This window comes from Bartonella sp. OC16QHHD (assembly GCF_042194035.1).
Classification (GTDB): Bacteria; Pseudomonadota; Alphaproteobacteria; order Rhizobiales; family Rhizobiaceae; genus Bartonella.
The window spans coordinates 62,464-81,866 of the sequence record NZ_JBHIMJ010000028.1; the positions used below are offsets into that span (position 1 = coordinate 62,464).

9 protein-coding genes and 1 pseudogene are annotated in these 19,403 nt (G+C 37.3%); 5 read left to right on the top strand and 5 right to left on the bottom strand.

All coding sequences use genetic code 11. The annotated features are described in order from the left end of the window. Window positions 1-181: 181 nt before the first annotated feature. Together parC and aspS are read right to left on the bottom strand one after the other, a co-directional pair. Window positions 182-2,431 carry a DNA topoisomerase IV subunit A gene (gene parC, locus ACFIK1_RS04120; protein ID WP_375662149.1) on the bottom strand — a complete coding sequence of 750 codons (2,250 nt, stop codon included), beginning with the start codon at window positions 2,429-2,431 and terminating at the stop codon, window positions 182-184. 726 nt (window positions 2,432-3,157) lie between these two features. Continuing rightward, entirely contained in the window at window positions 3,158-4,951 is a 1,794-nt protein-coding gene (gene aspS / locus ACFIK1_RS04125; protein ID WP_375662150.1) for an aspartate--tRNA ligase, read from the bottom strand. 132 nt (window positions 4,952-5,083) lie between these two features. Between aspS and rnd the strand changes: the two genes are divergently transcribed. After that, window positions 5,084-6,238, top strand: a complete 1,155-nt coding sequence (gene rnd / locus ACFIK1_RS04130; protein WP_375617784.1) for a ribonuclease D — start codon at window positions 5,084-5,086, stop codon at window positions 6,236-6,238. Between the two features lie 646 nt (window positions 6,239-6,884). Then, window positions 6,885-7,069 (top strand): annotated as a pseudogene (locus ACFIK1_RS04135) (DNA-binding protein). 279 nt (window positions 7,070-7,348) lie between these two features. Here the strand turns inward: ACFIK1_RS04135 and ppx are convergent. Next, complete coding sequence (gene ppx / locus ACFIK1_RS04140) at window positions 7,349-8,866, bottom strand: exopolyphosphatase (RefSeq protein WP_375655006.1); 1,518 nt, start codon at window positions 8,864-8,866, stop codon at window positions 7,349-7,351. Window positions 8,867-8,872: 6 nt separating this feature from the next. Further along, on the bottom strand, window positions 8,873-11,053 hold the full coding sequence (locus ACFIK1_RS04145; protein WP_375662151.1) for an RNA degradosome polyphosphate kinase: 2,181 nt from the start codon (window positions 11,051-11,053) through the stop codon (window positions 8,873-8,875). 325 nt (window positions 11,054-11,378) lie between these two features. Here ACFIK1_RS04145 and ACFIK1_RS04150 point away from each other — a divergent pair, with 325 nt between their 5' ends. Next, window positions 11,379-11,627, top strand: coding sequence for a zinc-finger domain-containing protein (locus ACFIK1_RS04150; protein WP_375662152.1), 249 nt, complete (start codon window positions 11,379-11,381; stop codon window positions 11,625-11,627). A 52-nt stretch (window positions 11,628-11,679) separates the two neighbouring features. Further along, window positions 11,680-12,927, top strand: coding sequence for an FAD-binding protein (locus ACFIK1_RS04155; RefSeq protein ID WP_375662153.1), 1,248 nt, complete (start codon window positions 11,680-11,682; stop codon window positions 12,925-12,927). A 192-nt stretch (window positions 12,928-13,119) separates the two neighbouring features. Here ACFIK1_RS04155 and dnaE read toward each other — a convergent pair whose 3' ends face one another. Beyond that, a complete protein-coding gene (gene dnaE / locus ACFIK1_RS04160) occupies window positions 13,120-16,587 on the bottom strand; it encodes a DNA polymerase III subunit alpha (protein WP_375662162.1) in 3,468 nt (1,155 codons plus the stop codon). 402 nt (window positions 16,588-16,989) lie between these two features. On the opposite strand from dnaE, the gene recG reads away from it, so the two are divergent. Then, window positions 16,990-19,098, top strand: coding sequence for an ATP-dependent DNA helicase RecG (recG, locus tag ACFIK1_RS04165; RefSeq protein ID WP_375662154.1), 2,109 nt, complete (start codon window positions 16,990-16,992; stop codon window positions 19,096-19,098). Window positions 19,099-19,403: the final 305 nt, after the last annotated feature.

Genomic DNA, 19,403 nt, shown 5'->3' on the forward strand with positions numbered 1-19,403 from the left:
CACCTATAAATGCTGTAATGTTAAAAAACAGTTTTGATTGATTTAACCTGAACAAGATCGAAATAGAAAAAACTTACGCTTTAGGTTTTTCGTTCAATATAAAAATAATAAATTATCTTTATAAATTAATATCTTACACAATCATAAAACCATAGGGAACTTTCCCGTGTATAAAATACATTTAATTGATAAATTTTCCTGATTTTGGAAATCCTCTTGGAATCAAACGCCCGACGCCCGCACGCATTCCCATCCATTCAATGAGATCATCAGCTTGACGGTTAAAGATTCGTTCAGCTGTATCTTGCCAACTTAAGCCTTCTGATAAATTAAAAGTCTTGGCATCAACAACAACACCTTCTTTATAACGCTGTAAACGAACACCCTTACCGCGATTCATTTCTGGTATTTGTTCAATAGAAAAAATAAGCATTTTACGGTTTTCACCGACTACAGCAACATGATCACCATTTACCGGAACACAAAGCTTTACCTTATCAGGAGCTTTCACATTCATCACTTGCTTTCCTTTTCGTGTATTGGCGAGCACTTCTGCAGAAGAAACAATAAAACCATTACCGTGAGATGAAACCAAAAGCAATTTTTCCTCGGCGTGATGCACAAAAGCTGTGAGAACATCGTGCTCATCATCCATATCAACTAAGAGACGAATAGGTTCACCATGTCCCCGCCCTCCAGGTAAATTATTTGCACCAATAGCAAAAAACTTCCCCCCCGTACTGATCAGCACAATCTTGTCGGTCGTAAATGCTGGAAAGGCTAACTTTAAACTGTCTCCTTCTTTAAAAGAAAGTGCTTTATAATCGGTCAAATGTCCCTTCAAAGCGCGCATCCACCCCTTTTCAGAAATAACAATAGTAATCGGTTCTTTTTCGATCATTGCTTGTTGAATATCATCAAGATCATGTCTTGGTGCCTCTTCAAACGTCGTACGTCTTTTCCCCAAGAGTGTTTCAGGACCAAAAGTGTTTCGAACTTTTTTGATTTCTTCTGAAATTATTTTCCACTGTTTTATAGGAGAAGCTAACAAATTCTTTAGCTTTTCTTTTTCAGCTTTCAAACTTTCAAATTCTTTACGAATTTCAAATTCCTCAAGCTTACGCAAAGAACGCAAGCGCATATTAAGAATAGCTTCAGCTTGATTTTCTGTTAATTCAAACCGATTAATCAGCTTCTTTTTCGGTTCATCATCTTCACGAATAATCTGAATGACCTCATCGAGATTTAAATAGGCAATCAGATATCCATGAAGAATTTCCAATCGGCTATCAATTTGATCAAGCCGATAATGAGAGCGACGAATAAGTACTTCTTGACGATGTTCAAGCCATTGCTGCAAACTTTCTCGCAAAGAAAGGACATTAGGTATTTTTCCCAAAGACAAAACATTCAGATTAAGGGGAAATCTTACTTCAAAGTCAGTCAATTTAAAAAGGGATTCCATAAGAAGTTCCGGATCAACCGACCGATTTTTAGGAACAAGCACGATGCGGATATCTTCTGCTGATTCATCTTGGATATCCTCAAGCATTGGCAATCGGCGTGCAAGCAATAACTCTGCTGTTTTTTCAATAAGACGTGACTTTTGAATCTGATAGGGAATTTCAGTCACAACAATCACATAAGAACCACGGCTACCAGGCTCCTGATGCCAACGTGAACGCAAGCGAAAAAATCCACGCCCAACACGATAGGATTCCTCAATACTTTTTTTAGGTTCAACTAAAATTCCCCCCGTCGGAAAATCAGGACCAAGAACGAATTGATTTAATTCCTCATCATTTACATCGGGATGCGCAATCAAATGGAGCGCTGCATCACAAAGCTCAGCAACATTATGGGGTGGAATAGATGTTGCCATACCAACAGCAATACCAGAAGAACCATTTGCTAAAAGATTAGGGAAAGCTCCTGGTAAAACAACAGGCTCTTCATCTTCCTCATTATAGGTTAAACGAAAATCAATAGCATTCTCATTAATTCCTTCAAGTAACAATGCAGCCACTTCAGTCATACGTGCTTCCGTATAACGCATGGCAGCAGCATTATCACCATCAATATTACCAAAATTGCCTTGCCCATCAACCAACGGATAACGAACAGCAAAACTTTGAGCCAAGCGCACCAAGGCATCATAAATAGACGAATCCCCATGAGGATGAAATTTTCCCATGACGTCACCAACAATCCGCGCACATTTCGCATAAGACTGTCCAGGATTTAGTTTGAGAAGACGCATCGCATGAACAATCCGCCGGTGGACAGGCTTCAATCCATCACGCACATCAGGCAATGCACGGTGTGTAATCGTAGAAAGTGCATAAGCCAAATAACGTTCCTGTAAAGCAGAACGTAATTCTATTGGTTCAATATGTTCTTTATCAAAAGGTAAATTCATTTTATCAGACATAGTATTAAAACAACAATTCCCACAATAATAAGAAATTATTTTATAGGATTTATTTAATGAAATCTTCTATGAGTCGGCTTTTTTATTAAAAGTCAATTACATAAAAACAAACGCTGCAATTAGAACATGAACAGAAAATTATATCAATTTGAAAAATTTATACATGTCCTTCCCCCTTGCCCTAAGTAATTTATTGAAAGCTTTGTCAAATCCGATAATAATTTAACTGCTCACAAAGAGTTATTTCATCTTTTCTGGAATGACAAAAGCAGCTTTCAAACATCATCTTTTATTATACAGATAAATTGTATAACAATCCCCTTCAGTTTTTCTATGAAAAACTAAAAAAATGTTCAAAGCTTATGAAATTTAAGCTTTTCAGAGTAAGTCGATAGAATGGAAAATCACATTATTCTCATAAAAACGAAGAGACACAATTCTCTGCTACAACGTTGTAAAAACTTCAATAAAATGAGACTCCCGAATATTATAGAATTCTTTCATTTCTAATTTATTCATGATCAAGCAATCATAATTATTTTCTCACCTATCCACAAGGGGAAGAGCCACTATAGAAACAAGGAATAAAAATGCCTCGTAAAGAATCAACACAATGGCGTTTTTGTCTATCTAAATTTCACAAACAGCGCACACACACATGATGCTCTTGAGAGGCATCAAAACTTCACTCTGCATAAGAAAGATGAAAACAATCCATAATCAATTTTATGAGCTATTTTTGTGAGTAGGAGCCATACGGATTCCTAAATCACGTAATTGTGTAGGAGACACATCAGACGGAGCACTCATCAAAAGATCAAGTGCCTGTTGATTCATAGGAAATAAAGCAACTTCACGCAAATTTTTAACACCTTGCAACAGCATAATGATGCGGTCAATTCCCGCAGCCATACCACCATGTGGCGGAGCCCCATAATGGAATGCACGATAAAGACCACCGAAACGATCTTTCACAACTTCCTTAGAAAGTCCTACAAGTTCAAAAACTTTAAGCATCATTTCTGGTAAGTGATTACGAATTCCACCTGATGCAATTTCATAACCATTGCAAACAAGATCATATTGAAAGGCTTTAATAGTAAGAGGATCTTGACAGGCAAGAGCATTTTCTCCCCCTTGAGGCATGGAAAAAGGATTATGTCCAAAATCAATCTTTTTTTCATCTTCATTCCATTCAAAAAATGGAAAATCAACAATCCACGCCAAAGAGAAACTATCTCTATCAAGAAGATCTAATTCTTCCCCTACCCTTGTGCGTGCTGCTCCGGCAAAAGATGAAAACTTTTTTGGATCGCCAGCTACAAAAAAACAGGCGTCCCCACTTTCAAGTCCAAGCTGTATACGGATTGCTTCAGTCCTCTGTTCACCAATATTTTTGGCGATAGGCCCTGCTCCTTCAAATTTTCCTTCTTCTTCACGCCAGAAAATATAGCCGAGTCCTGGTTGCCCCTCGCCTTGTGCCCATACATTCATACGATCACAAAAAGCACGACTTCCACCCGTTTTAGCTGGGATAGCCCACACTTGTGCATTCTCATCATTCGCTAAAATTTGAGCAAAAACTTTGAAACCAGAATTATAAAAATGCTGAGAAACATCTTCCATAATGATCGGATTACGTAGATCAGGCTTATCAGAACCATATTTTCGCATTGCTTCATCATAGGAAATGCGAGGAAAGCTTTGTGTCACAGTTTTTCCATCTGCAAATTCTTCAAAAATAGAACGCATAATAGGTTCCATAGTTGCTAAAACATCTTCTTGCTCAACAAAACTCATTTCAACATCTAATTGATAAAATTCACCAGGAAGACGGTCGGCCCTTGGATCTTCATCTCTAAAACATGGAGCAATCTGAAAATAACGATCAAAACCTGACATCATCAACAACTGTTTATATTGCTGTGGTGCTTGCGGTAGCGCATAAAATTTCCCCTGATGAACACGACTTGGAACCAAAAAATCACGCGCTCCTTCCGGCGATGAAGCTGTCAAAAGTGGCGTCGTAAATTCCGTAAAACCATTATTTTGCATAGCCCGTCTCATAGCCGCAATAATTTCAGTCCGACGCATGATATTTTTGTGCATAGTCTCCCGACGCAAATCAAGAAAACGATATTTTAATCGAATATCTTCTGGATAATCAGGCTCACCAAAAACCGGTAAAGGAAGCTCATCAGATTTTGAAAGAATTTCTACCTCTTGTGCAAAAATTTCAATCTCACCTGTTGGAAGCGTTGCATTAATAACCTCATCAGAACGAGCACATACCTCCCCATCCACACGAATAACCCATTCAGAACGCACTTTTTCAATAAATTTAAAAGCTGGTGAAGCAGGGTCAGCAACAATTTGTGTGATTCCAAAATGATCACGTAAATCTACAAAAAGAATTCCTCCATGATCACGAACACGATGAACCCACCCCGAAAGACGAACTTGTGTTCCTACATCACATCTACGAAGAGCCGCACAATGATGACTGCGATAACGGTGCATGTTTTTTGCCTTTGATTATAATATTCACATGCGCTACAAACGCTTTTTAATAACCATTTGTCAAGATATGAGAATAAAAACTCAGAAATAAAGTCAATAAAGCACAAATTTAATTTATCGAATTATAATAAAATGATGAATCTTATTACACAAACAACAGATCTTGAAATTGCACTTAACGCTCTACGTACCTCTGATTTTGTAACAGTCGATACTGAGTTTATTCGCGAAACAACTTTTTGGCCTCAACTGTGTTTAATCCAGCTCGCATCACCAGATGTCACAGTTTTAATTGATCCCATAGCACCAAATATTGATTTACAACCTTTTTTTGACCTTATGATCGATAAAAAAGTTGTAAAAGTTTTTCATGCTGCGCGCCAAGATATTGAAACAATTTATCATCTTGGAGGTGTTATTCCTTCCCCTCTCTTTGATACGCAAATAGCAGGATCAATTTGTGGATTTGGTGATTCTATCTCCTATGATCAAATTGTACAACGCTGCACGGGGCATCATCTTGATAAATCCTCCCGCTTTACAGACTGGAGTTACCGCCCTTTGTCTGAAAAACAACTGCTCTATGCACTTGCCGATGTAACTTACTTAAGAGATGTTTACCTGTTATTGAAAAAAAGGTTAGAAAAAAATCAACGTGCTCACTGGATGAACGATGAAATAACAATCCTTTTAAATCCTAAAACCTATGATATGCCAGAAGATGAAGCATGGAAAAAAGTGAAAGGAAAAATTAAAAAGCCACGTGAACTTGCTGTATTACAAAAGATAGCAGCTTGGCGGGAACGTGAAGCACGAAAATACAATATGCCACGTCGTCATATCATAAAAGATGAATGTCTTATAGAAATAGCAACCCAACAACCAAAAGATGAATCTGCATTAAAACGGTTGCGCAGTCTTAATAAGAATTGGGATAAACTCTCAATTGCTCAATCATTAATCAAAGCTGTCCACGAAGGCTTAGAGGTGGATCTTTCTACTTTACCCCCCATTCCTAAACATAATCCACTCAATGATACGACAGCCGCTGTTATCGATCTGCTCAAAGTGTTATTAAAAATTGTTGCAAATGAAAACAGCATTGCCCCTAAAATTATTGCAACATCTAATGATTTAGAAAAAATTGCCAATGGAGGAATAAAGAAAAATATTCCCGCTATGAATGGCTGGCGCTATGAAATATTTGGACAAAAAGCCGAACAACTGCTAAAGGGCCAGATAGGGTTTTACTGTAACGATGGAAAAATAAACACAAAACAGCTTTAATTTACATTTTCATTTTGAAAAATCCATTATATGCTACTCATTATCTACATCAATTGGTATACCCTATAGGCCAACGGAAATAGGATAAATAAAGCCTACTTCTGACAAAGTTAAAAAATTAAATAGTAAACTCTTATTAAAATGATAGCTAAATCTTTATCAGGTCAATCAAATAGCAATCCCATTAAAAATAATCTAAAAAAACAAACAGCTCCTTATTTAAAAGTTTTGAAAAGAAAAAGTTCTGATATAAAAGCGCATTCATTACAAAAATAGCAGCCTAGAAATAGGAACAAACAAAGATATAATGCCTCACGTCACCATATCGTATTAAAAAACTACCGAGATTGCAATCTAACAATCAAAAACAAGCCAGCATAACAACTAAAATACCTAACAAAAGCAATATATTGATTTATAACGATAATCTAGCGTTATTTATATTGAATTAGACCTCCGAATATCGTAAGATTCTCTCATTTCATCTCAATAAGACTCATAAAGTTTCACATAAGAAATTATATGATAAAGCGCTGTTTTTTATAAATTAAACACCTTTCAAAGGATTCAAAAATCATGGTTAATAAATAGTTATGATTTATTTCTATTTTTTATATTGAAAGGATTTTATAATGACTGAAATGATATTCTTTTGACAGACCGTAAAAGTGCAAAACTGTTTCATATGAGTATTTCAACATTCCAGCGTCATGTAACCAGTGGATCTCTCCCAAAATCTTTAAAACTTGTTTTTTATCGCGTTGGTTACAATCGAATCTTATCAAGATAATCGAGCAAGCTAAACAGAAACATTATAACGACGCAGCATAAAAAGAAAACCTTTTCACGTAAAAATGGACAAAACTTTTCATTTTCACATGAAGCTTATGAAGTGAAAAATCCATCCTGTGACGCAAATAACAGAATAAAAAATTATGTTTTCTTTTATGAATGCTCAGGCATTAACAAATGCTTTGCGTGGTGTCTAGAGCATGGGCGCGTTATGGAACAAGTCCTATTGTCCAGCTCATGATGATAGGCTACCTAGTTTATCCCTCGTCAATAGCCCTATATTATAAGACATAAAACACGAATAAATTAGGAAAAAAATCAAAAAATTTCAAAAGCGAGAGGTTGTTTTATTATTTTTGATAACTTCTGTAATCGTCCAAAAGGACGTTCTCCTAATAATCCAGCGTAATTCTTTGGGATCTGCAGGATAATATGATCTGCTTTTCTATGCCACAATAAATGAGGTAAAATTCCTGCAACAGAAGCACTGAAAAGATGAGCAATACGCATAGTTTCGCCAAGAATACGTGCTTTTTCAATTATATTTTGAGTTGCTAATTGAAAAATGGGAAGAGATTCTTTATCAACCAATAAACTCGTATTGCGAAAAAAAACAGCAAGCGCCGCGTAAAGGCGCCCTTCATGAGAAATTCCTGGATAAGATCCTAAAGCTATTTGATTTGCTGCTTCATTGCCTCGATAATCTGGATGTATACGCCAACCAATATCCGCAAGAAGACAAGCGGCTTGACGATAACGGCATTCATTTTCCGTTTCTGAAATTCCAAAAACTTCAAAAGCATTCGTCGTAAAATCAATGAGTTCTTCTGCTTGTTTTGGTGAACGTGCCCGTAAAATAGCCATTTCTGTGCATGCTGCAATGAGAGGATCTGAAAGTCGAATCGCCTGCGGCAATCGTGAATAAAGAAAACCTTCACGAACGCCAGCACCAGAAAAGATTATCTTTTCAAACTCCATACACTGAATGAGTTCAATAAGAACTATTGCCCCATAAGATAAAAGTTTTCGACGGTTCTGAGAAACCGCTGCAATCCCTCTCATATTATCAATATTGCCACGTGCTACAAGACGTAAAAAGTTCTCCATTTCAACAGCATCAACTTCATAGCCATGCATAACAGGAAGCCGATAGTGTTTCATTGCCATATGGAGTTTTGCCAAATTACGCCATGTCCCCCCTACTGCATAAAAATAACGTGCTATACCTTTACGAGTACGAACAACAGACGATTTATAAAATTGCTCATGTACAATTTTTGTAGCTACAGCACTATCATTATTTGACATATACTGTAGCCTTAAACCACCCAATGGGAGCGTTATCCCTTCACCAACATCAGAATGATCAATATCAATCAGCTCAAGACTTCCACCACCAAGATCCCCAGAAATACCTTTTGGTTGATAAAAAGTAGACACAACTCCATATGCTGAATACATAGCTTCTTCACTTCCTGAAAGAAGATATATTTTATTTTGCAAAATATCTTCAGCATGCTGAATAAATGCTACGCCATTCTGTGCATCTCGTGCTGCTGCTGTTGCTAAAGTATAGACCTCATCTGCCCCAATCTGTCGACAAAGCGTACGAAACCGTTTCAGTGTTTGCAACGCCATTTTCATCGATTTTTCTTCTAAAAATCCTGTTTTCGCCACACCATGACCGAGACCACAAAGAATCTTTTCATTAAATAAAACTGTTGGTGATCGAACAAGCCCCTCATAAATAACCAACCGAACAGAATTTGAGCCAATGTCAATAACAGCAACAGGCTTACGCCCTTTTAACCGACCTTGAGCATCTCTATATGTCATTGGATTTTAGTCTTTATGTATTTCGGCTTGTTGCCGATGCAACGCAACCAAGCGCGAAACAGAAGACTCAAAAGACTCATTTTCCCCCGCAAAACTTGTATTGGCCATAAAATACTCCTGCGCATTAAATAGACTTTCACCTATCTGCGGTGTAATACGTTTTGATGTTCCATCCTTAAGTATATCAAAGCTTTGTTGATTATCAATGATATTAGCTAACATAATCTGTAAAAGAATTTTTTGACGCACTATTTTATTAAAAACCGGAACCAATATTTCAATACGATAGTCCAAATTACGAGGCATCATATCAGCAGAGCCTAAGTAAACGAGTGCATTTTCATTAGGCAAATCTTGACCATTCCCAAAACAAAAAATGCGACTATGTTCAAGAAAACGCCCGACAATTGATTTTACACGAATATTATCCGAAATTCCTAGAATACCAGGACGTAAACAACATATCCCCCGCACAACCAAATCAATTTGCACCCCTGCTTGACTGGCACGATATAAAGCATCAATAATTTCAGGATCAACCAATGCATTAACTTTCATCCAAATAGCAGCAAACCTTCCCTGTTGTGCATGAACAATTTCTCCCTCAATATGCTCTAAGATACGACCACGCAATGTTAAGGGTGAAAAAGCAATCTTCATTGTTTCATTTGGACGCTCATATTGCGCAATATAATTGAACAATAACGCAACATCATGAGCGATATCATCATCCGTGGAAAAAAAAGAAAGATCGGTATAAGTTTTAGCGTTAATGGGATGATAATTTCCTGTCCCAAGATGAACATAAGAGCGAAGACGTTTTCCCTCACGTCTCACAGCTAATGACATCTTAGCATGCGTTTTTAATGCAATAAAACCAAAAATAACTTGAACCCCAGCACATTCAAGATCCCGGGCCCAACGAATATTTGCTTCCTCATCAAAACGTGCTTTAAGTTCTACCAAAGCAGTCACAGACTTTCCCTGTTCAGCTGCTTCAATCAAAGCGCCAACAATTGGACTATCATTTGATGTACGATAAAGTGTTTGTTTGATTTCCACAACATCAGGATCGCAAGCAGCTTGACGTAAAAATTGGACAACAACATCAAATGTCTCATAGGGGTGATGAATCACAATATCATTTTCACGAATAGCCGCAAAACAATCTCCTTTATGTTCACGAATACATTCTGGAACACGAGAAATATAAGGAATAAATTTGAGATCATCACGGGGAATAGAAACAATTTCTGATACCGTATTAAGCGCTAAAAATCCATCAAGAACATTAATACAATTATCAGGAACAGCGAGACTATTCGCTATAAATTGGCGTAAACTCTCTGGCATTTTTGCGTCAAACTCAACTCGAATAACCTGCCCACGGCGCCGCCTTTTAAGAGCAGTTTCAAAAAAATGAACAAGATCCTCAGCTTCTTCTTCTACTTCAATATCACTATCTCGGATTACTCTAAATGTACCAATTTCTTTAACCTCATAGTTAGGAAATACATATTTAATAAAAAGGCAAATAACATCTTCAGATGCAATAAAACGAAAATGATTGCCTTCTTGAGGAAGAAGAATAAAACGCCTTAAAAGCATTGAAATAGACAACAACACTGTGTGTGAGTTCTGATCAGTTTCTCCAGACAATTGAAGCGCAATAGAAAGCCCTAAATTAGGAATAAATGGAAAAGGATGAGTAGAATCAACAGGCAAAGGTTTTAAAACAGGAAAAATTGTCTCAAGAAAATATTTTTCAAGCCATGACTTTTCAATTTCTGAAAGATCATCAGAACAAATAATTTCAATATCATTCTTTTTTAATTCATCACGTAAAACATTCAATTCTCGTAGTTGGTGAGCCTGCAGCTTTGAAATCTCAGCTAATACAATATCAAGTTGTTCCTGTGGAGTGTGCCCATCTGCACTGCACGCTGTAACGCGAGCACGAATTTGAGCTGCTAGTCCTGCAACACGAACCATAAAAAACTCATCAAGATTTGCAGCTGAAATAGAAAGAAATTGTAGACGTTCTAATAAAGGATGTTTCGAATTAGCCGCTTCCATCAAAACACGATTATTAAATTGTAGCCATGAAAACTCTCGATTAATAAACCGTACCGGATTTTTCATTGTTATATTCGATATAGAAATTTTATCTACCACCCTCTGTTCCATATATCCTAAATAATTTTCTTTTACATTTTCTAAAATCCCTGACGAAATATCTCACATAATATTTGATAATATGTTATCATCATAATAATATATCAATGCCTAACTTCCCTCATCATTTTTCCATTTAATATTTTAAAATACTTGGAATTATTGCTATGCGCAAAGCACTAAAAGTAAAACAACTATTCTAATATAGCATAAAAGAAGAGAAATTTGTCTTAAAAAGCAGCTTGCATTATTCTACGCTTTATTACAAACTCACGCCTATAAAATAGAAGAGCCCAATCATAGCTGATGAGAAAATTTATTCTGGAGTTTGTACGCCATGTCTGATCACAACATTCCTCATTTTCAAAATGACATTGGATATAAAACAATCGAAATTGGTGTGAAAGAATTTATGTGTGTAGGCGCTACACAACCATTCGATCATCCTCATATCTTTATCGACATGGGAACAGCAGATGAGAAAATTTGCCCTTACTGCTCAACCCTTTATCGTTATGTTCCCTCACTATCATACAATCAAACAAACCCAACAGGATGCTTATATAATCCAGAAAAGCTATTATAATTGCGTTTTTTGGCTTTCTTAATAACTACTCTTTTAATTCTGCTTGTTTAATATGAAATCATTTGTAGAACAATCACCCATCATCGTTGGGGGAGGAATTGCTGGTTTAAGCACCGCTTTAGCACTCGCTCATAAAGGAATTGCAAGCACCATTATCGAAAAGTGTAAGCAACTTGAAACGATAGGCGCTGGTATTCAACTGACACCAAATGCAACATCTATTCTTGCTCGCTGGAAACTTCTTAACAAACTCTCTGAAGTCGCGACAATCCCACATTTTTTTGAGTTAAAAGATGGATTATCTTTAAAAATACATCTACGGGCTCATCTTATTAATCTAACAGAAAAATATTGGAAAGCCCCTTATCTGACGATTCACCGCGCGGCTTTACAAAAAATTTTATATAATGCAGTGATTGAAAATCCTTTGATCAAATACAAAGCAGGCGAAACGATTGTATCTTCTACCCAATCTGCAAGCAACATTAAAATCACGACAATAAAAACAGATACGGCAACAGAACAGCTTTATTCAACGCCCCTCCTGATCGGATGTGATGGCGTTTGGTCAACATTACGGCAACAATCTCCTTTTCATGAAAAAGCAAATTTTAGTGGCTTTATTGCTTGGCGTGCAACAACAACATCTGATAATCTTCCTCAAAACTTTCGTTCTTCATTGCAAAATATGAAGACAATTACGGCTTGGATGGGATCAAAAAATCATCTTGTTGTCTACCCCATTCAATCGTCAGAAAAAATTTTTAATTTTGTCGCCATTACGCATGGAGAAAATTCAAAAGAAGGATGGGCCCATAAAGGAGATAAAGAAAAACTCAAATCTCTTTTTAAAGATTGGAATTCAAAAATCTTAGAAATCTTTGATCATATTGATGAATGGAGCTATTGGCCACTCTTTCAAATGAAACAAAATCGTTTTATCGGTTTAGAGAGACAAGTATTTGTTGGCGATTGCGCACATGCTGCCTTACCTTTTGCAGCACAAGGTGCCGCTATGGCAATCGAAGATGCCGCCACATTAGCAAAAGCACTTTCATTGAAAGATTTTTCATTAACGAAAGCACTTTCGCTTTACGAAACAATACGCACCCCCCGTATTGCAGCAGTAAAAAAACGCGCAGATTTCAATAGATTAGCCTATCACGCAACCGGTCCCATAGCAATTGCACGCAATCTCATGATGAAAATTCGTACACCAGAGAGCATTATGTCAGATCTCAATTGGCTTTACATGTATGATGCAATAAATTCTATAAAAAATAATGATAAAAACTTATAAAATTCTTCCGGCACTTTGAATATTACGAAAGAACGAGATTTTTTTAATTTTATGACACTAAAAAAATATCATAATTTACTCAAATAAAAGCAATATTTTTCGAAATCTACAATCCGATTTTAAAAGCTCAATTTTTAGCTCTCCTAAAAGCAAAAACACCACTCAAAATCAGCTCCCATCTTTAATCTTTCTTTAACTCAATTCTACATCAACAACACCCTGAATTAATTTCATAGCATTTGCGACATGTGAATTTACCTTATATCGCTTAGGAAGCGCAATTTCGACTTCTCGCAATCCATCCTCTTGAATTAAAATAAGCCCAACCTCTCCATTCCCCCCAAGATTTAAATTTTGTTCAATTTGTGGAAGCATATCAACTGTTTTTATAAAGAGACGCATCATTTTATGCTGTTGTAATGATTCATTTTCCAAAGACTGAATTGTTTCAATTCGCAAACTAACTCCTTCAGAACGATTTTCTGCGCTCACCGTAATAATAAAAGATTTTCCGGGTTCTAGCATCTCTTCATAATCCGAGAGTGCCTCAGAAAAGAGAACTGCTTCATATTGTCCACTTGTATCAGAAAAATGAATAATTCCCATTTTTTTACCAGATTTTGTTTTGCGCACGCTTTTTGCCACAACAGTTCCAGCAAGCCGTGCAGCTGTTGCTCCCCCTTTAACGGCATTGGCAAAATTACCCCAAGTCTGAATGCGTTTTTTGTCCAGAATAGCTTGATACTCCTCCAAAGGATGCGCAGAAAAGTAAAAACCTATAGCTTGAAATTCTCGATAAAGTTTCTCAGCCGGCAACCAAGGGGTTGTTTGCGATAAAATCAATGGTTCTTTTAATCCTCCTGCCATTCCAAATATATCAACCTGCCCGCTAGAATTGTCATCGAGAATACGAAGTGCACGCGCATGAAGGGTCCCAAGATTGGCTAATAAAACCTCACGTGCAATGTTAAAACAATCAAAAGCACCAGCACAAACTAAACTTTCCATCGCACGCTTATTAACAATACGAGGATCAACGCGCGCACAAAAATCTTCCAAATCCTTAAAAATCTTATTCCCACGACAAGAAACAATATGATCTACAACAGTTTCTCCCACACCTTTAATGGCAGCAAGAGAATAATAAATACTGTTATCACCAACCTCAAAAACACGATGAGATGTTTGTATAGAAGGTGCAATAACTTCAATACCCAACCTTAATGCTTCGCGTCGAAAATCATTGAGCTTATCTGTATTCGTCATATCATATGTCATTGAAGCAGCTAAAAACTCAACGGGATAATTTGCTTTCATATAAGCTGTTTGGTAAGAAACAATTGCATAAGCAGCAGCATGCGATTTATTAAAACCATAATCGGCAAATTTTGCTAAAAGATCAAAGATAATATCAGCTTGATCTTTATCCACACCACCTGCAACAGCTCCATTGATAAAACGCGTACGCTGTTTTTGCATTTCAGCATGAATTTTTTTCCCCATAGCACGACGTAGTAAATCAGCTTCTCCAAGCGAATAGCCAGCAAGAACCTGAGCAATCTGCATCACCTGTTCTTGATAAACAATAACACCTTGTGTTTCTTTGATCAGATGATCTATTTTAGGATGAATAGAAGCAATTTTCTCTTCCCCATGTTTGCGTGCATTATAGGTTGGAATATTCTCCATTGGACCTGGACGATAAAGTGCAACCAGCGCAATAATATCTTCAATACGGTCTGGCTTCATTCCAATCAACGCCTTGCGCATACCAGAACTTTCCACCTGAAACACGCCAACAGTTTCACCACGTGCCATCATAGCATAGGTTGCTTCATCATTCAGAGGAATATTTGATAAATCTATTTTAGTCCCCTTTCTGGCAACAAAATCGACTGCCATTTTCAAAACAGTAAGCGTTTTTAATCCAAGAAAATCAAATTTTACCAGCCCCGCCTGTTCCACATATTTCATGTTAAATTGTGTAACAGGCATATCAGAACGAGGATCACGATACATCGGGACAAGCTCCCAAAGTGGACGATCTCCGATAACAATCCCAGCAGCATGAGTTGAAGCATGACGATAAAGTCCCTCCAACTGAAGTGCTATATCTAATGTGCGGACAACAACGGGATCTTTTTTCTTTTCCTCTTCAAATTTAGGTTCATCCTTAATAGCATCAGCTAATTCTACCTGACTTCCTGGCGTGGCAGGAATTAATTTTGTAAGATAATCCACCTGACGATAAGGAACTTCTAAAACACGCCCCACATCACGCAAAACTGCACGTGCCTGTAACTTACCAAAGGTAATAATTTGAGCAACTTGATCACGTCCATATTTTTTTTGAACATATTGAATAACTTCTTCGCGCCGCTCTTGACAAAAGTCGATATCAAAATCTGGCATCGAAACACGATCTGGGTTGAGAAAACGTTCAAAGAGAAGAGAAAACCGCAAGGGATCCACATCAGTAATTGTCAATGCATAAGCAACAAGTGAACCAGCACCAGAACCCCGTCCTGGTCCAACGGGAATGTCATGAACCTTTGCCCATTTTATGAAATCTGAAACGATAAGAAAATATCCAGAAAATTGCATACGCGTAATAACTGAAATTTCATAATCAAGCCGCTGTTCATAATCTGCAATCGTATACCCTTCAGCCAACCCTATTGTTTCAAGCCGCATCTTCAAACCAGCTTTAGCCTGATTTAACAACTCACTATCTTCTATTTCTAAAGTAGTTTCTGAATTAACAGATTGTTCTATAAAACGAGGCAATATCGGTTTTCGAAGAGGCGAGGCAATATGACAACGCAATGCAATTTCAACACTATTTTCCAAAGCTTCTGGAAGATCAGAAAACAGTGTAACCATTTCATCTTGTGACTTCAAATAATGATCTGGCGTCACACGTTTGCGATCTGGATTAGAGACAATTTGTCCTTCTGAAACAGCCATCAGCGCATCATGCGCTTCATACCCTTCTCTTTTCAGAAAAAAGGCTTCATTCGTTGCAACAAGAGGAATTTCATGCGCATAAGCCAATTCAATAAGATCAGCTTCTACACTCCGGTCATAAGAAATATGCCGTTGTAACTCCACATAAAGACGATCCGCAAAAGATTTTTTCAAATAAATTAAGCGCTCAACAGCGTGTTCTTTTTTCTCTTCCGCCAAAGAAAGATTAATAGGTCCTCCCTTTCCACCCGTTAAAGCGATTATTCCTTCACTGTGTTCTGACAACCAATCAGCTTTAATATGAGGAGGATCAGTATCACACTTATCAAGATAAGCACGGCTCACAAGACGAACCAAATGAGCATAACCGGTTTCGCTAGCTGCCAAAAGAACAATAGAGCAAAAATCAGAAGGATTACGCCATTTAGCCAAACGTGAATGATCATTTTCATCACAAAAATCAACAGTAAGCTGACAACCAATAATAGGTTGGACCCCATGAGAAAGACAATGCTGTGAAAATTCCAAAGCACCAAATAAATTATTGGTATCGGTAATAGCAACCGCTGGTGCATGATCTGAAATCGTCTGTTGAATAATTTGGGGGATTTTTAAAGCCCCTTCGAGCAAGGAATAAGCTGAATGCACTCTCAAATGAATAAAGCGAGGAAGAGAATTTTTGTTCTCTTGCATTTGCATTTTATTTTTTACCACTCTCACAATTTCCCACTACAAAATAAATGCTAAACAGCACCCCTTATAAAAGAAAAAACTTCTGTTTATCATCAAACTTTAAAGCTATAAATTCATCATCCTACATAGGAGCAATATCCTAATTTTATTAATATTTATAAGAGAGTTCTATCAAGAAAATGCTTCTATTCACAGCAAATAAACACCTAAAATAAAAAGAAAAACAATATACCTCATCTAAGCACTTTAATTTTTGACCATTTAATTGTATTTTTCTTTAAATATTAATTTCTCTTCCTAAAGTTCAATGTGTAAATAAAGCAACCTCCTCTTTATGACTTTATCCCCAAAAAGCTCTTCTAAAGGTCTAGAAAAAACAAAAAGGGCAGGTTAAATTTGCTCATGCCTCCAAGTCTTCTTACCCCACTTTTTAATTCTATCCGAACTCTTTCTGGTATTACACCTAAAGTCTATGGTTTATTGACCAAACTCTTAGATGTTAATCCCACACAACGCGAAGCAACCCTTATTGACCTTCTTCAATTAATGCCCCATTCCGTTATAGACCGCAGAATGCGTCCCAACATTACTTGTGCAAAAGAAGGAAATACTGTTACGCTCGAAATTATCATCGATCAGCATCAACCACCACCCCGTGGTCACAACCGAATTCCCTATCGTGTTATTGCCCATGATCACACAGGAAAAATAAATTTAGTCTTTTTTCATGCTCAACCTCTTTGGCTAAAAAAACAACTCCCCGAAGGAAAAAAAGTCATTATATCAGGAAAAGTTGAATGGTTTAATGGACAGCTTTCAATGGCGCATCCAGACTATATTGCCCCAAGCGAACAATCAAATCAGATACCTCTCATCGAACCTGTCTATCCCTCTACTGCAGGACTAACTGTAAAGACACTAAGACGCGCCATACAAAACGCTCTTGATTTTATTCCTCTTCTACCAGAATGGATAGATGAAAATGTAAAAAAGCAGCAAAATTTTCCTTCTTTTTCTGTTGCTTTACGCCGTATCCATGCGCCCATTAACCCCAATGATCTATCCTTAGAAAGTACAGCACGCAAACGTCTTGCCTATGATGAATTGCTCGCTTGTCAATTGGCACTAGGACTCGTGCGTTTGAAAACTAAATCTCTTGTTGGCACTTCTCGACCATCAACAGGAATTTATACTAAAAAATTGCTCAATATCCTCCCCTTTCAACTCACAACCGGACAAAAAAAAGCAGTAGAAGATATCGCAAATGATCTTGCTTCACCAGAACCGATGCTAAGACTACTTCAAGGTGATGTAGGCGCAGGAAAAACTGTTGTTGCATTGATGGCAATGGCACAAATTGCTGAAAATTCAGGACAATCAGCTTTAATGGCACCAACTGAAGTGCTTGCTAGGCAACATTTTGCCACCATCGCTCCTCTTGCCGAAAAGGTCGGATTACAAACAACGCTTTTAACAGGACGAGAAAAAGGGAAATTGCGGACAAATATCGTGAATGATATTTTGTCAGGTCAAGTTTCTATTGTCATCGGAACCCATGCTCTCATACAAAACAGTGTTACTTATAATAATCTCGCTTTAACCATTATCGATGAACAACACCGTTTTGGTGTCCATCAACGTATCGCTCTTACAGAAAAAGGTAATAAAGCTGATATGCTGGTTATGACCGCCACGCCCATTCCGCGCACACTTGTCTTAACAGCTTTTGGTGATATGGATGTATCTAAAATTACCGAAAAACCAATGGGACGACAACCCATTACAACAGCAACGCTTTCTTTGAAACGTCTTCATGAGCTTATAGAGAGAATCGCAATTGCATTAGAAAAAGGAGAGAAGCTCTATTGGATTTGTCCTTTAGTGGAGGAATCGACAGCTCTTGATCTCACTTCAATTGAAAACCGCTTTGCATTTCTCCATGAGTGCTTTGGAGCACACGTTGGTATGATCCATGGAAAAATGTCTACAGCAGAAAAAGAAGCCGCTATGGCATCTTTTAAATGTGGAAATACACGTATTTTAGTTGCAACCACAGTCATTGAAGTGGGAGTAGATATTCCAGATGCTTCGATCATTATCATCGAACACGCGGAACATTTTGGCCTTTCACAATTGCACCAATTACGTGGACGTGTAGGACGAGGCGATAAAAAATCTTCCTGCATTTTGCTCTATAAAGATCCACTGACTAAAACAGCAGCAACACGCCTTAATATTATCCGCAATACAGAAGATGGTTTTGAAATCGCTGAAGAAGATTGGCGCCTACGAGGCGAAGGAGAGCTTTTAGGTACAAAACAATCCGGAGTCCCAGAATTTCATATAGCAAACCTTGCTGTTCATAGCGATCTTTTGTCAATGGCAAGAAAAGATGCTTGTTTATTTTTACAACGCGATCCTCATCTTTCTTCTGAGCAAGGACAAGCTTTACGGTTGCTCCTTTATCTTTTCGGACACAACGATGCTGCACGCCTCTTACGAGCAGGATAATAAAGACCCTCTAATAAAAAACTTAAATACTTTTCTGTTTAAATATGGTTTTCTCTCTTAGAATTACCCATAAATGATCTACGCAGTCTCTACCATCTTTATGCTTCATGAACGAATAATAAATCAACAGCACTATCTTCTCTCTCAATCTGAATTATTCTTGCATTAAAACAGTAGAAGCAATATTGCGTCTTTTTTTACCATTATGTTCACATAGCTGATCCATTTTTTGATAGGTAAGAAGATATTTTTTGTTTTATCGTAAAGGATTGAGAAAGAAAAAAACTGTCTACAGCATTCTCGTT

What these genes read in the sequence shown, in the direction of transcription:
- parC (WP_375662149.1), bottom strand. Translation starts at nt 2,431, where the DNA reads ATGTCTGATAAAATGAATTTACCTTTTGATAAAGAACATATTGAACCA.
- aspS (WP_375662150.1), bottom strand. Translation starts at nt 4,951, where the DNA reads ATGCACCGTTATCGCAGTCATCATTGTGCGGCTCTTCGTAGATGTGAT.
- rnd (WP_375617784.1), top strand. Translation starts at nt 5,084, where the DNA reads ATGATGAATCTTATTACACAAACAACAGATCTTGAAATTGCACTTAAC.
- ppx (WP_375655006.1), bottom strand. Translation starts at nt 8,866, where the DNA reads ATGACATATAGAGATGCTCAAGGTCGGTTAAAAGGGCGTAAGCCTGTT.
- ACFIK1_RS04145 (WP_375662151.1), bottom strand. Translation starts at nt 11,053, where the DNA reads ATGGAACAGAGGGTGGTAGATAAAATTTCTATATCGAATATAACAATG.
- ACFIK1_RS04150 (WP_375662152.1), top strand. Translation starts at nt 11,379, where the DNA reads ATGTCTGATCACAACATTCCTCATTTTCAAAATGACATTGGATATAAA.
- ACFIK1_RS04155 (WP_375662153.1), top strand. Translation starts at nt 11,680, where the DNA reads ATGAAATCATTTGTAGAACAATCACCCATCATCGTTGGGGGAGGAATT.
- dnaE (WP_375662162.1), bottom strand. Translation starts at nt 16,587, where the DNA reads ATGCAAGAGAACAAAAATTCTCTTCCTCGCTTTATTCATTTGAGAGTG.
- recG (WP_375662154.1), top strand. Translation starts at nt 16,990, where the DNA reads ATGCCTCCAAGTCTTCTTACCCCACTTTTTAATTCTATCCGAACTCTT.